Origin of the sequence: Phaeobacter piscinae (assembly GCF_002407245.1) — a bacterium.
GTDB lineage: Bacteria > Pseudomonadota > Alphaproteobacteria > Rhodobacterales > Rhodobacteraceae > Phaeobacter > Phaeobacter piscinae.
The window spans coordinates 3435523-3449403 of sequence record NZ_CP010681.1 but is presented as its reverse complement, the minus strand read 5'-3'; the positions used below and the strand labels follow the sequence as shown (position 1 = coordinate 3449403).

The following is a 13881-nucleotide window of genomic DNA, read 5'->3' as shown; positions in this document are numbered from 1 at the left end:
CGATTGAGCAGTATTGGAGCATGAAAAAATGATTGGCTGGAAGCTATTTCTACACTCGGTCAGCATGGTGCAGCGGAACGTGCCGCAGTTGTTGCGGATCTTTCTTGTGCCCGCGCTGATAGGGTTGGCGATCGCCTATTTGGCCATTGGTGGCCTGCTTGGCGATGTCGGACTTCAGGCGCGAGGGTTTGACGGCGACATGTTCTTTTCAGTTCTCTGGCGCATCGTTGGACTGTGGCTGGTGATTGGCGTGATCTGTGCTTGGACTGCTGTGTCCTGGCATCGCTACGTCCTACTGGAAGAACATCCGCAGGGGTGGATTCCGGCATTTCGCGCGAAGGAGGCTCTCTGGTATTTTCTGCGTCTGCTTCAGCTGGTCGTAATCGGTAGCGTTGTTTACGGCGTGGCGATGTTTGTTGGTATCGCCCTGATCAGCGGCATGGGGATGGTTGGCCTCGCTTTCTTGCTCGTGATCGCCGCACTGATTGCTGTTTTTATGTATCGGCTTGTTCTGATCTTGCCGGCGGCGGCGCTGGGCAAACCCATTGGGGTCAGTGAGTCGCTGGAACTGACAACAGGAGCTTTTGGAACGCTGTTTATCCTTGCGCTTTGCCTTTTGGGTCTGCAACTGCTGTCCGAACTGATCCTGTATCTGCTGATCGATGCCGTGCTGATTTCGACCATCCTGCAACTGATATTCTCGGTTGGACTCGCAGTACTGAATATCAGCGCTCTCACCACGCTTTACGGCTACTACGTCGAGAAACGGCCGATCTGATCGGCGGTATTCTTCCGTATGCTTTGACCTTGCCCCCTTGTCTTGGGGGCGGGGTTGGGTCACTCAAGTGACATGAGTGATTTTCAGACCCAGGCCCGGGCCGCCGAACAGGCCATGCGCGCGATTTTCCCTGCCACACCGCTGCAGCGTAGCGCGCTATTGTCAGAGCGGTTTGGCGCTGAAATATACCTCAAGCGCGAAGACCTGAGCCCGGTGCGATCCTACAAGATCCGCGGCGCCTTTAATGCGATGCGCAAGCAGCTGGAGCAATCGCTGTTTGTCTGCGCGTCAGCAGGCAATCACGCGCAGGGCGTCGCCTATATGTGCCGCGAGTTGGGTAAGCGGGGCGTGATCTTCATGCCGGTGACCACGCCGCAGCAGAAAATCCAGAAAACCCGGATGTTTGGTGGCGACAGTGTCGAGATCCATCTGGTTGGCGATTATTTCGATGACACTTTGGCTGCGGCGCAGAAGTGGTGCGCGGATGAAGGTGGCCATTTCCTCTCGCCGTTTGACGATGACGATGTGATCGAGGGGCAAAGCTCTATCGCGGTCGAGATTGAGGCCCAGCTGGGTGGGGCTCCGGATCATGTGATCCTGCCAGTAGGTGGCGGGGGTATGTCGTCAGGTGTGGCCCGTTGGTTCGAGGATCGGGTGCATTGCCTGTTTGCGGAACCTGCTGGCGGGGCATGTCTGCGGGCCGCGCTGGCTGCAGGGCATCCCGTTGCATTGGATCATGTTGATACATTTGTTGATGGCGCGGCCGTTGGTCGTGTTGGCGCACGACCGTTTGAGGTCCTGAAACAGGTCCCCTTGCCCGATGTGCTGTCGATTGCCGAAGATCGCATCTGCACAACAATCCTCGAGATGCTGAACGTCGAAGGTGTGGTGTTGGAACCTGCCGGGGCGCTGGCGATCGAAGCCCTGCGTGATGTGCGCTCCTGGATTCGCGGCAAAACCGTGGTCTGCCTGACGTCTGGCGGCAATTTTGATTTTGAACGCCTGCCGGAAGTGAAGGAGCGCGCGCAGCGCTACATGGGGCTGAAGAAGTATTTTCTACTACGCCTGCCGCAGCGGCCCGGTGCGCTGAAAGAGTTTCTGGGCATTCTGGGTCCTGAGGATGATATCGCCCGGTTCGAATATATGAAGAAATCCGCGCGCAACTTTGGCTCGGTGCTGATTGGTATTGAAACCAAGCGACCTGAGAACTTTGCTGATCTCTATGCCCGTCTGGATGCCGCAGGCTTCGCCTATACCGATATCACCAGCGACGAAACCCTGGCACAGTTTGTGATCTGAGCCGGTGTCGGCTCAGAGTTGGCTGCTCATATCGCGTAGAAACTCTTCCTTGGAGTTTTCATAGCTGGCAATGATGGCACCGGTGTCGACGTCTTTGGCTTCGCCTTGGGCGGAGCGACGCTCGCCCTCTTGGCAGAGGCGGGAGAACTGACGGAACCCCAGATTCAATGCGCTGCCCTTCAGGAAGTGGAGGTCCTGTTCCAAAGTTGCCAAATCGGGGGATCGCAGCTTTTCGATGACACCTTCGACCTCCTCTAGGAAAATTTCGACAACCTCAGAGAAGTCCTCAGCGCCGACTTCCTCGTGCAACTCTTTCGCGCGTGACCAATCAATCATCTTAGCAAACCTTGTTTTGATATCGCATTTTACGATTGCTTTACTTATAAACTCGTAAATCACCGATTAACGTGAGGCTAGGCCGATTATTTGCAAACTTCACCTCCTGTTAAGCGAAGAGCGCGATAGTGACTTGCGTTTAAGGTATCTTGCGCTGTTTTTTGTGGGGTTCACTCGGTGTTGCCAGACAGTTCGATCGAAATAAACCAAGAGGTTACGACCAATTCGATCCGCCGTGTTCTGGTGGTTGATGATAGCCGTCTGCAGCGGCGAATCTTGGTCGCATCGCTGAAGAAATGGGGATTTGATGTTGTCGAAGCCGAGAGCGGCGAGGCGGCAATGGAGATCTGTGAGAGTGATCCGCCGGATTTGATCCTCAGCGACTGGATGATGCCGGGGATGAACGGTCTTGAGTTCTGCCGCGCGTTTCGCAATCAGTCTCAGGACAACTACAGCTATTTTATTCTGCTCACCTCCAAGAGTGAAAAAAACGAGGTGGCACAAGGGCTTGATGCCGGTGCTGATGATTTTCTCACCAAGCCAGTGAGTTCAGACGAGTTGCGCGCCCGGATATCTGCGGGGGAGCGCATTCTACGCATGCAGCGCGAGCTTTCCGAGAAAAATCGAATCGTATCGGACACGCTGGATGAACTGCAGCGGGTCTATGATGCGATCGACAAGGATTTGATCCAGGCTCGAAAAATTCAGGAGTCTCTGGTCCCCGAGCTTTCGCGCGATTTCGGAGCCTCGACCGTGAGCCTGCTGCTGAAACCCTGTGGCCACATCGGCGGCGATCTTGTCGGCATGTTCTCACCTGGTGTGAACAGGATCGGATTCTACTCCATCGATGTTTCTGGGCACGGCATCACCTCTGCGATGATGACAGCGCGGCTCGGTGGGTATCTGTCGTCGACCTATTTTGATCAGAATGTTGGGATGGAAAAGCGGTTCAACCGCTTTTATGCGCTGCGCCAGCCGGAAGAGGTCGCCAGTCTCCTAAACGCACGGCTGATCGCCGACACCGGGATCGAAGAATATTTTACCATGGCCTATTGCATCGTCGATCTGCGCAGCGGCGTGCTGAAGATGGTGCAGGCAGGTCATCCGCATCCTTTGTTGATCCGCAAAGATGGCAGCACCGAGTTTATCGGCAAGGGTGGCGTTCCGGTTGGTCTGGTCCCGGACATCACCTATTCGCAGGAAGATGTGGTGATGGAGAAGGGCGACCGCCTGCTGCTGTATTCCGATGGCTTTACCGAGGCCCGTCTGGAAAATGGCGAGATGCTTGAGGCGGAAGGTCTGGTTGAGCTTATTGGAAAGTGCAACGCGGAGCAGACCGGTCAGGAGTTTTTGGATGACCTTTATTGGAATCTGACACAGGTGATGTCATCGCAATACGGTCTGGAGGATGATGTCTCCGCGACCTTGTTTGAGTATGAAGGCCCTTAAAACGTCAAGCGGCGCGCCACAGGCGCCTGCTTTTGTACGTTGCCTGACAGGTTAGGTCTGCGCCATCCATCGCGCTATGATGCTGGCGAAATGTCGATCACCAGCATTCCCGAGGATTTCGCATGCGGCGTCCGCGCGCATCCAAATCGCATCATGCAAGGGTTCGGTAGGTGCGCAGATCCGACGCGCCGGACGCGCGATATAGATATGACAGAGTTTCTCTGCCCAGAGATCATACTCTGGCATATAGGCATATCGGCGAAACGCGCCCAGCTTGCGTGGCTGAGAGATGGTCCAGCCGGTTTCTTCCATCACCTCACGGTGTAACGCCGGAATGGGCGACTCTCCCGGGTCAATACCCCCTCCGGGAAGCTGAATATCAGGACCGGGCTCACGTTGACAGGTCAGCAGCAGTTCGCCATCGCGCGGCAACAGCGCATAGACTCCTGGCCGTCGCCGATAGCTTTGCGATTTTTCCGGTGTATCGCCAAAACGTCTGATCACGGCGCTGACCTCTTCACTCTGATGATGTAAACCCTATATAGGCCCGATATGCCAATCCACGGCGCGTAAGGAAACCCCATGACACTTGTATCGAAAATCGCGTGGGACGATACCGTCCTGCCCTTCCAGCTTGATGTATCGGACATGCGCGGCCGCGTCGCGCGGTTGGATGGTGTGCTGGATGGCATTCTGAAGCAGCATAACTATCCGCCCGTTGTCGAAGCTCTGGTAGCTGAAATGGCGTTGCTGACGGCATTGATTGGCCAAACCATGAAACTGCAGTGGAAACTGTCGTTGCAGGTCCAGTCCAAAGGGGCGGTGCGCATGATTGCCACCGATTATTACGCACCCGCAGCCGAGGGCGAGCCAGCGCGTATTCGTGCCTATGCAAGCTATGATGATGCGCGGCTGACCAATGGGGCGCCGTTTGATCAGGTGGGCGAGGGGTATTTTGCCATTCTCGTTGATCAGGGAGAGGGCATGAAGCCCTACCAAGGGATCACACCACTTGCTGGTGGGTCTTTGTCGGCCTGTGCCGAGGCGTATTTTGCGCAGTCCGAGCAGCTGCCGACACGTTTCTCGCTCAGCTTTGGTCGCTCGGCTGAACCTGGGGTTCCGGAACACTGGCGCGCTGGCGGTATCATGCTGCAGCAGATGCCAAAGGCCTCTCCATTCGTTGCGGATGGTGAAGGCAATGGTGCGACGCTTGCCGCAGAGGATCTGGTCAGCGGCGAAGAGGGCGAGAACTGGAACCGTGTGATGCACCTTGTGGCAACCGTAGAAGACATGGAGTTGATCGGCCCGTCCGTAACACCAACAGATCTGCTATTGCGATTGTTTCACGAGGAACAACCGCGGGTCTTTGATGCGCAGGCGGTCAAGTTCGGCTGCACATGTTCCACCGATCGCGTGCGCGAAAGCCTGTCGATCTATTCGGCCAAGGACATTGCGACCATGACGACCGACGAGGGGCGCGTGACAGCCGATTGCCAGTTCTGTGGTGCACATTACGACCTCGATCCGGCAACGCTGGGTTTTGAGGCAGATGCAGGCGACAGCGAACAGGGTGAGAGTGCCTGATCTTCGGGCACAGCTGACCGCCGCGCTGGGCACGAAGGGGGGAGGGTCCTCGGATTTCGACCTGAACCCCGACGTGGTCCTGCCCGCTGACCGCAAACTGCGGCCAGCAGGTGTCCTCGTGGCGATCAGCACCGCGGCGGGCGCGCCGCGTGTTATTCTGACCAAACGCTCGTCTGCCTTGAAGCACCATCCGGGTCAGATCGCCTTCGCCGGCGGAAAGCAGGACGCTGCAGACACGAGCGTGACCGATGCCGCCCTCAGGGAAGCCTGGGAGGAAATCGGCCTGCCGCGCCACTTGCCGCAGATTGTCGGGGCACTGCCGATACATGAAACTGTCACCGGTTTTACAGTGACACCGGTTGTAGCGCTGATTGACCAACCGTTTGATATCGTGGCCGAAGCGGGCGAGGTGGCCGAAGTCTTCAGCGTGCCGCTCTCGCATCTTTGCGATCCGTCGAACTATCAGATTCAGTCCCGGCGTTGGCGTGGGATACGGCGGCATTACTTTGCGGTGCCCTACGGTCCCTATTACATTTGGGGTGCCACCGCGCGCATGTTGCATGGCCTTGCCGAACGGATGCAGGGATGACCCATATACAGGCCAAATGGCTGGAGGATCCAGCTGTGCAGCACGTCTGCGACGTCCTGACAAAGGGCGGTGCAGAGGTATATTTTGTCGGCGGCTGTGTGCGCAATGCGCTATTGGGGGCACCGGTTTCGGATCTTGATCTGTCAACCAATGTGCCACCACAGCGTGTCATGGCCCTTGCTGAAGGGGCCGGGATCAAGGCCATACCAACAGGCATTGACCACGGCACCGTGACATTGGTCCATCGCGGGACCCCTTACGAGATCACCACGTTTCGCCGTGATGTCGCCACTGATGGCCGACGCGCTGTTGTGGCATTTGCCGACCGGATCGAGGAGGACGCTGCGCGGCGCGATTTCACCATGAATGCGCTTTATGCCCGCCCCGACGGGGGGCTGGTTGACCCGCTGAATGGCCTACCGGATCTGCGCGCAAGACTCGTCCGGTTCATTGGCAGTGCGGCGCAGCGCATTCGTGAGGATTATCTACGCTCGCTGCGCTATTTCAGGTTTCATGCCTGGTATGGCAACCCAGATGCCGGATTTGACCCGGACGCCCTGTCGGCCATCGCAGAAAACCTGGATGGGATTGGCAGCCTCTCGCGTGAACGGGTTGGCAGTGAAGTGCTGAAGCTGCTTGCGGCGCCGAATCCGGCGCCGGCAATTGCGGTGATGCGGCAGATTGGGCTGCTACCTCTGATTCTTCCAGGAAGCGATGATCGCGCCCTGGGGCCGCTCGTCCATCTGGAAGCGGGGAGGTCTGCCAACCCGCTTTGCCGCCTGGCCGCGCTGGGCGGAGATGCGCCATGGGAGGCCTTGCGCCTGAGTAAAGCCCAAGCTGCGGATGTGCGTCTGCTGCGTGCAGCTGCGGAGGGTACGGATGGACCGGCGGCACTGGCTTATCATCACGGCGCGACCACCGCGCGCAACGTGACGATGTTGCGATCTGCTTTGTTCGAGGTACCGGTTGCCCCTGATTTAGAGGCTGAAATTACCAAAGGAGCCGCAGCCGTATTCCCGCTTTCCGCCAAGGATTTGATGCCAGACCTGCAAGGCCCGGCGCTGGGTGCAGCACTCAAATCCTTGCAGAAGGACTGGATCAAATCTGGGTTCATGCTTGACCGCGATGCGTTGCTGAAACGGCTGCTCTAACCTGCCCTATTGGCCGCGCCCCATCAAAAGGGGTGACAGAGCGGATTTTTTTTCCTACCCATAAGGGGACCATCTTATGACGGGAGGAATACGCATGTACTACGGGATCTGGCACGACTGACGCCTGACCTGTCCGACGCATGTCGGGGGGCCACGGCGATGGCCTCTATTCGCATGACTATTCCCTACGCTCAATTATTGGAGCACCCGTATGTTTCGTTTTTTCGAAAACCTCATCGACCCTTATTGTGACTATCCGGAAACAGATACACCGCCGCGGCAGCTGTGGCCGTTCCTGAAGGATTACTCGCAGCCTTTCAAAAAAGTGTTCGCAGTCACCGCGCTGATGTCGGTGATTGTCGCTGGCGTGGAAATTGGTCTGATCCATTACATGGGGCGGGTGGTTGACCTCTTGTCTGGTGAACCGGCCAGGGTGTGGCAGGACCATGGCACGGAATTCATCCTGCTGGCGGTTTTCATTCTGACCGTGCGCCCGATGTTGCAGCTGTTCGATGTGCTGTTGCTGAACAATGCGATCCTGCCAAATTTCGGCACTCTGATCCGTTGGCGGTCGCATAAACATGTTCTGCGTCAATCCGTTGGCTGGTTCGAAAATGATTTTGCCGGACGGATCGCCAACCGGATTATGCAAACCCCGCCCGCCGCAGGGGAGGTGGTGTTTCAGGTTTTCGACGCGATCACCTTTGCGCTTGCCTATTTGGTGGGGGCCGCGCTGTTGCTGTGGCTGGCGGACGTCCGGCTGTTGTTGCCGCTCTTGGTTTGGTTCGCGCTCTATGCGGTGTTGATCCGCTGGACCGTGCGCCGGGTTGGGCCGGCCAGCCAGGCGGCATCTGATGCGCGCTCCACCGTGACGGGCCGGGTTGTGGACAGCTATTCCAATATTCATTCGGTGAAGATGTTCGCCCATCACAACACCGAACTGACCTATGCCAAAGAAGCCATCGAAGGCACACGCAAGACGTTCCAGGCTGAGATGCGGCTCTACACTATTATGGATGCGGCACTGGTGACGTTGAACGGTTTGTTGATCGTCGGTGTTGTCGGTTGGGCAATTCTGCTGTGGATGCAGGGGCTTGCCTCGGTCGGGGTGGTTGCAGCTGCGACTGCGCTGACGCTGCGCCTCAATGCGATGACGGGTTGGATTATGTGGGCGCTGACCACCTTCTTCCGCCAGCTGGGTGTTGTAGCGGAGGGGATGGAAACCATCGCCCAGCCGATCGATCTGGTGGATGCGGCCAATGCAACACCGCTTGATCTGCGTGACGGCGCGGTGGAACTGCGTGAGCTTTCGCATCACTACGGGCGCGGCTCTGGTGGTCTGGATCGGATCAGCCTGAACATCCGCGCGGGCGAAAAGATCGGCCTGATCGGGCGCTCCGGTGCGGGGAAATCCACGCTGGTGAAGCTGTTGCTTCGGTTCTACGATCCTGAGGGCGGTGCGATCCTGATCGACGGTCAGGACATCCGCATGGCGACGCAGGATAGTCTGCGCAGCCAGATCGGCATGGTGCAGCAGGATAGCGCATTGCTGCACCGCTCAGTCCGGGACAATCTGCTTTACGGTCGGCCTGATGCCACCGAGGCGGAGATGATTGAGGCCGCCAAGCAAGCGCGGGCGCATGAGTTCATCCTTGATCTGGAAGACCCTGAAGGCCGTCGCGGCTACGACGCACATGTCGGGGAGCGTGGGGTGAAATTGTCGGGTGGCCAGCGGCAGCGGGTTACCTTGGCCCGAGTCATTCTGAAAGATGCGCCCATACTGATCCTGGATGAGGCCACATCTGCTCTGGATTCTGAGGTGGAGGCTGAAATTCAGCAAACGCTTTATGGGATGATGCAGGGCAAAACGGTGATCGCGATTGCGCATCGCCTGTCCACCATTGCTCAGATGGATCGCATCCTGGTGCTGGATGATGGGCGGATTGTTGAAGAGGGGACGCATGACGTGCTTTTGCGTTCAGAGGGCCTATATGCCCAGTTCTGGGCACGTCAATCCGGCGGGTTCCTGAATATCGAGGCAGCAGAATGAAACTCGGCAATCTGATCGACGCATTTCAACCCGCCAAGGGCCCGCCGCCCAATCGGCTGGGGGGCTTCCTGCGCTGGTGCCTTTCAGGTGCCTGGCCAATGCTTGCGCTTGCTGCGCTCTGCTCGGCGCTGGCTGGCGGGATGGAAGCAGGGACGGCCTATATTCTGGGTCTGGTGATTGATACCGCGATTTCCAGCGGGCCGGGGCAGTTTTTTTCTGCCGGTAATCTTGTGATCATTGCCGGGGCGCTGGGATTTTTCCTTCTGCTGCGGCCGATCCTGTTTGGCCTGTCTGCGGCATCCAATGCAATCATCGTCCAGCCAAACGTCAACCCGCTGGTGCTGTCGCGGCTCAACCGCTGGACCATGGGCCAATCGGTGCGCTTCTTCGACGATGATTTCGCGGGTCGTATCGCGCAGAAACAGATGCAGACAGCCAATGCCGTGACCTCGGTTGCGGTTGAGATGATCAACGTGGTTGCCTTTGCGCTGGCCTCGCTTCTGGGGGCGCTGGCGCTGTTGGGCGCGATTGACTGGCGGATTACCGGCCTGTTCGTGGTCTGGCTGGTCGGCTATTTCGCCACCATCCGCTGGTTTCTGCCCCGTATTCGCAAACGCTCCGCTGCGCGCGCTGGGGCGCGGGCAATGGTGTCGGGGCAGGTGGTTGATACGATCACCAACATCAAAACGGTGAAGCTGTTTGCGCATGCCGATTTTGAGGAGCGTACGGCGCAGGATTCCATGGCGGATTTCCGCACCAAGGCACTGCATTTCGGGTATCTGTCTGCGAGTTTCCGGTTTTGTCTGATGACGCTGGCGGGTGTGCTGCCGGTGTTGCTGATTGGTGCGACGCTGGTGCTGTGGCGCGATGGGCTGGCGAGCGAAGGCGATATCGTCGCGGCTGGTGCGGTGTCCGTGCGCATTGCCCAGATGACCGGGTGGGTCAGTTTCACCCTTATGGCGATCTATTCCAACATTGGTGAGATTGAAAATGGCATGACGACCCTGACCCGTCCCGACCGGGTTGAGGATCAAACCGCGGCTGAGGTGCTGACAGTCACTGAGGGGCAGATTGCGTTTCGCGAGGTCGGTTTTGCCTATGGGCGTGATATCGGCGGCATTCAGAATGTCTCGCTGACCATTGCGCCCGGGGAAAAACTTGGGATCGTTGGCGCCTCCGGGGCGGGGAAATCGACGCTCGTTTCGCTTTTGCTACGGCTCTATGATGGGGAATCTGGTCAAATCCTGATCGACGGAAAGGATATCGCAGAGGTCACCCAAAACTCGTTGCGCAGTCAGATTGGCATGGTCACGCAGGAAACTGCGATGTTCAATCGTTCGGCGCGGGACAACATCCTATATGGTCGACCTGACGCCAGTGAGTTGGAGCTGATCGCCGCCGCGCAAAAGGCCGAAGCGCATGAGTTTATCCTTGATCTGGAGGATGGTCAGGGCCGCACCGGCTATGATGCTCATCTCGGCGAACGCGGGGTGAAGCTGTCTGGTGGTCAGCGGCAGCGTATCGCCTTGGCGCGCGCGATCCTGAAAGATGCGCCTATTCTTGTGCTGGATGAGGCAACTTCGGCCCTGGATTCAGAGGTGGAGGCAGCCATTCAGTCCGCGCTTGAGCGCGTGATGCAGGGGAAAACCGTTCTGGCGATTGCGCACCGACTGTCCACGTTGAGTGAAATGGACCGGCTCATCGTTATGGATCAGGGCCGCATCGCCGAGGCAGGCACGCATGACGCATTGCTGGAACAGGGCGGTTTGTATGCGCAGTTCTGGGCGCGGCAGTCTGGTGGTTTCATCCGGACGGAAGCTGATGATCAGGCCGGGAGCTCACTGCCGCGGGATGCTGCGGAATAGGCGCCGTATGACCCACCGCAGCCGTCGTTCCCGCGAGGGCTGCGCATTTTTCTTTTGCATGCGGCGGTCGCAGGGTATGCAGCGCCCATGACACATGCAGCTAGAACCACAGCCACAATCATTCGTCTGGGCCATCAGGGCGACGGGGTCGCCGAAGGCCCGCTTTTTGCACCGCGCACGCTGCCGGGAGAGACCGTCAGCGGTATTCGCGACAGGCACCAGCTTAGCGATATTCGCATCGAAAGCCCGTCGGAGATGCGCGTCCAGGCGCCCTGTCGGCACTATAAATCCTGCGGTGGTTGCCAGCTGCAACATGCGACAGATGATTTTGTTGCGAACTGGAAAGTCGACATCGTTCGTAATGCGCTGGCGGCACAGGGGCTTGAGGCGGAGTTCCGCCCGATCCACACCTCACCACCACAATCGCGTCGCCGCGCCACCTTGTCCGTGCGCCGCACCAAAAAGGGCGCGATGGCCGGGTTCCATGGGCGCGCCTCCGGGGTGATCACGGAAATTCCCGACTGCCAATTGCTGGCGCCGCAGCTGCTGTCCGCCATCCCCATGGCTGAGGCACTGGCCATGGTTGGCGCCAGTCGCAAGGCGCCGCTCTCGGTGACCGTGACCCTGTCTGAGGTTGGTGTGGACGTGCTGGTGACCAATGGCAAACCGCTGGACGGTCCCTTGCGTATTGCGTTGGCTCAAGTTGTTGATGCCCATCATATCGCACGTCTGACCTGGGAGGATGAGCTGATCGGTATGGAGCAGCCACCAATCCAACCGTTTGGACCGGCCCATGTCTGCCCGCCGCCCGGTGCCTTTTTGCAGGCGACGCGCGACGGCGAAGCCGCACTTCTTGCGGCGGTTGAGAACTGTGTGGCCGGTGCGAAACGCATCGTGGATCTATTCGCTGGCTGCGGCACCTTCACCCTGCCACTTGCGAAACATGCAGAGGTGCACGCGGTCGAGGGTGAAGGCAGCATGCTGCGCGCGCTTGATGCCGGCTGGCGGCAGGCCAAGGGGCTAAAAAAGGTCACAACCGAAACCCGTGATCTGTTTCGCAATCCGCTTCTGGCAGAGGATCTGAACCCTTTTGGCGCGGCTTTTGATGTCGCCGTGATCGATCCACCCCGTGCAGGTGCCGAAGCACAGGTAACGCAGTTGGTTGCCGCACGGACCAAGCGGGTGGCCTATGTGTCCTGCAATCCCGTCACCTTTGCCCGCGATGCCAAAATCCTGACGGATGGCGGCTACCGTCTGGATTGGGTACAGGTGGTCGATCAATTCCGCTGGTCTTCGCATTGCGAACTGGCGGCCAGCTTTTCCTACGTGGGGTGAAACCGGTGAGCATCAGCGCAAAACAATCCCTGACCCAGCGGCTCGGGACGCTTATTTCCAGCGATGGCTTTGGCAACTTCATCACGGCTGTGATCCTGATCAATGCGATCACGCTGGGGATGGAAACCTCAGATACGATCATGTCCCGATTTGGGGCCGCTGTCCTTTTCGTTGATCAGCTGTGCCTGGCGATTTTTGTTGTCGAGCTGCTGGCGAAACTTTGGGTGCAGCGGCTGCGGTTTTTCCTGCGCGGCTGGAACATCTTCGACTTTGTGATTGTCAGCATCGCCTTTCTGCCTGGTGCGCAGGGAATTTCGGTGCTGCGGGCGCTGCGTATCCTGCGGGTGCTGCGTGTCATCTCCGTCGCGCCGCGCCTGCGCCGCGTGGTCGAAGGGTTTATCACCGCTTTGCCGGGCATGGGATCGGTGTTCCTGCTGATGGCGATCATCTTCTACATCGGGTCAGTTATCGCGACGAAGCTCTTTGCGGAGAGTTTTCCTGACTGGTTCGGCAATCTCGCGCTAAGCGCCTATTCCCTGTTCCAGATCATGACCTTGGAAAGCTGGTCCATGGGGATCGTGCGGCCGGTGATGGAGATCTACCCCTACGCCTGGGCTTTCTTCGTGCCATTTATCATGGTGACCACCTTTGCGGTTGTGAACCTGCTGGTTGGTCTGATCGTGAATTCCATGCAGGATGCCCATCACGAGGAAGAAGGTGAACGCACCGATGCCTACCGCGATCTGGTTTTGGCCCGGTTAGAGGCCATTGAGCAGCAAATCGCGGCCTTGCAGCCGCCGCACGAGAAGAAGTGATTTTGTTTTTCCCGACGAAGATAGTAGTTGGAAATTGAGGCAAATCAGGCAGAGACCTAATATAATGGACAGACGTACATTCGGACTGGGCGCTGCGGCGGCCCTTGGGCTGGCAGGGTGCAGCTCCGGCCCAAGCAAATTTCGCAGCTATAACGGGCCCGAGGTCACCTCGGTCGTCGTGAACAAGGGCGCGCGTAAGGTCTATCTTCTTCATCATGAGGATATTCTGCGCGAATATGATATGGAGCTGGGCTTTGCCCCGCTTGGTCACAAGCAAATCGAAGGGGACGGTAAAACACCCGAAGGCACCTATCTGATTGACCGGCGCAATCCCAATAGCCGCTATCACCTGTCGATCGGGATTTCCTATCCCAACGCGCAGGACCGGGCCAAAGCTGCGGCGATGGGTAAAAAACCGGGGGGTGAGATTTTCATCCACGGTGAGCCTAACATTGCAAAAGAGCGCAAGCGCGCGGCGCGCGTGGACGACTGGACCGCGGGCTGTATTGCCGTCACCAATGATGAGATTGAAGAGATCTACGCGATGGTTCGCGATGGTACGGTGATCACCCTACGCCCGTAACCGCGTGGACAGCATGTCCATCACCGCAGGTTGCAGCTCAATAGAAT

At 58.1% G+C, this 13881-nt stretch carries 13 protein-coding genes; 11 read left to right on the top strand and 2 right to left on the bottom strand.

Translation table 11 applies throughout. The features are described 5' to 3' along the window. Positions 1-13: 13 nt before the first annotated feature. Together phaeop14_RS16355 and ilvA are read left to right on the top strand one after the other, a co-directional pair. A complete protein-coding gene (locus phaeop14_RS16355; RefSeq protein WP_244905782.1) occupies positions 14-778 on the top strand; it encodes a hypothetical protein in 765 nt (254 codons plus the stop codon). 72 nt (positions 779-850) lie between these two features. Further along, positions 851-2077, top strand: a complete 1227-nt coding sequence (gene ilvA, locus phaeop14_RS16350) for a threonine ammonia-lyase IlvA (RefSeq protein ID WP_096790124.1) — start codon at positions 851-853, stop codon at positions 2075-2077. Positions 2078-2089: 12 nt separating this feature from the next. Here ilvA and phaeop14_RS16345 read toward each other — a convergent pair whose 3' ends face one another. Further along, positions 2090-2413 carry an Hpt domain-containing protein gene (locus phaeop14_RS16345; protein ID WP_014876374.1) on the bottom strand — a complete coding sequence of 108 codons (324 nt, stop codon included), beginning with the start codon at positions 2411-2413 and terminating at the stop codon, positions 2090-2092. 177 nt (positions 2414-2590) lie between these two features. Here phaeop14_RS16345 and phaeop14_RS16340 point away from each other — a divergent pair, with 177 nt between their 5' ends. After that, complete coding sequence (locus phaeop14_RS16340) at positions 2591-3862, top strand: PP2C family protein-serine/threonine phosphatase (protein ID WP_040175149.1); 1272 nt, start codon at positions 2591-2593, stop codon at positions 3860-3862. A 51-nt stretch (positions 3863-3913) separates the two neighbouring features. Here phaeop14_RS16340 and phaeop14_RS16335 read toward each other — a convergent pair whose 3' ends face one another. Beyond that, positions 3914-4366, bottom strand: coding sequence for an NUDIX hydrolase (locus tag phaeop14_RS16335; RefSeq protein WP_040178971.1), 453 nt, complete (start codon positions 4364-4366; stop codon positions 3914-3916). Positions 4367-4444: 78 nt separating this feature from the next. Here phaeop14_RS16335 and hslO point away from each other — a divergent pair, with 78 nt between their 5' ends. The 8 genes from hslO (at position 4445) to phaeop14_RS16295 (ending at position 13834) form a co-directional block, all read left to right on the top strand. Beyond that, positions 4445-5446 (top strand): Hsp33 family molecular chaperone HslO, encoded by a 1002-nt coding sequence (gene hslO, locus phaeop14_RS16330; protein ID WP_040178970.1) that lies wholly within the window; start codon positions 4445-4447, stop codon positions 5444-5446. Continuing rightward, positions 5439-6035: a CoA pyrophosphatase gene (locus phaeop14_RS16325; RefSeq protein ID WP_096790123.1), complete on the top strand. Its 597-nt coding sequence runs from the start codon at positions 5439-5441 to the stop codon at positions 6033-6035. Before hslO ends, phaeop14_RS16325 begins: the two co-directional genes overlap by 8 nt. After that, positions 6032-7186, top strand: coding sequence for a CCA tRNA nucleotidyltransferase (locus phaeop14_RS16320; RefSeq protein WP_096790122.1), 1155 nt, complete (start codon positions 6032-6034; stop codon positions 7184-7186). The genes phaeop14_RS16325 and phaeop14_RS16320 overlap by 4 nt, the downstream gene beginning before the upstream one ends. A 211-nt stretch (positions 7187-7397) precedes the next feature. Then, positions 7398-9236, top strand: a complete 1839-nt coding sequence (locus tag phaeop14_RS16315; RefSeq protein ID WP_040178964.1) for an ABC transporter ATP-binding protein — start codon at positions 7398-7400, stop codon at positions 9234-9236. After that, positions 9233-11101, top strand: coding sequence for an ABC transporter ATP-binding protein (locus phaeop14_RS16310; protein ID WP_096790121.1), 1869 nt, complete (start codon positions 9233-9235; stop codon positions 11099-11101). The genes phaeop14_RS16315 and phaeop14_RS16310 overlap by 4 nt, the downstream gene beginning before the upstream one ends. A gap of 87 nt (positions 11102-11188) precedes the next feature. Further along, positions 11189-12436 (top strand): class I SAM-dependent RNA methyltransferase, encoded by a 1248-nt coding sequence (locus phaeop14_RS16305; protein WP_096790120.1) that lies wholly within the window; start codon positions 11189-11191, stop codon positions 12434-12436. 5 nt (positions 12437-12441) lie between these two features. Continuing rightward, a complete protein-coding gene (locus phaeop14_RS16300; RefSeq protein WP_096790341.1) occupies positions 12442-13251 on the top strand; it encodes an ion transporter in 810 nt (269 codons plus the stop codon). 64 nt (positions 13252-13315) lie between these two features. Continuing rightward, the gene (locus phaeop14_RS16295; RefSeq protein WP_096790119.1) at positions 13316-13834 is read left to right on the top strand and encodes a L,D-transpeptidase family protein; all 519 of its coding nucleotides are present in this window, start codon (positions 13316-13318) and stop codon (positions 13832-13834) included. The last annotated feature ends 47 nt before the right edge of the window (positions 13835-13881 follow it).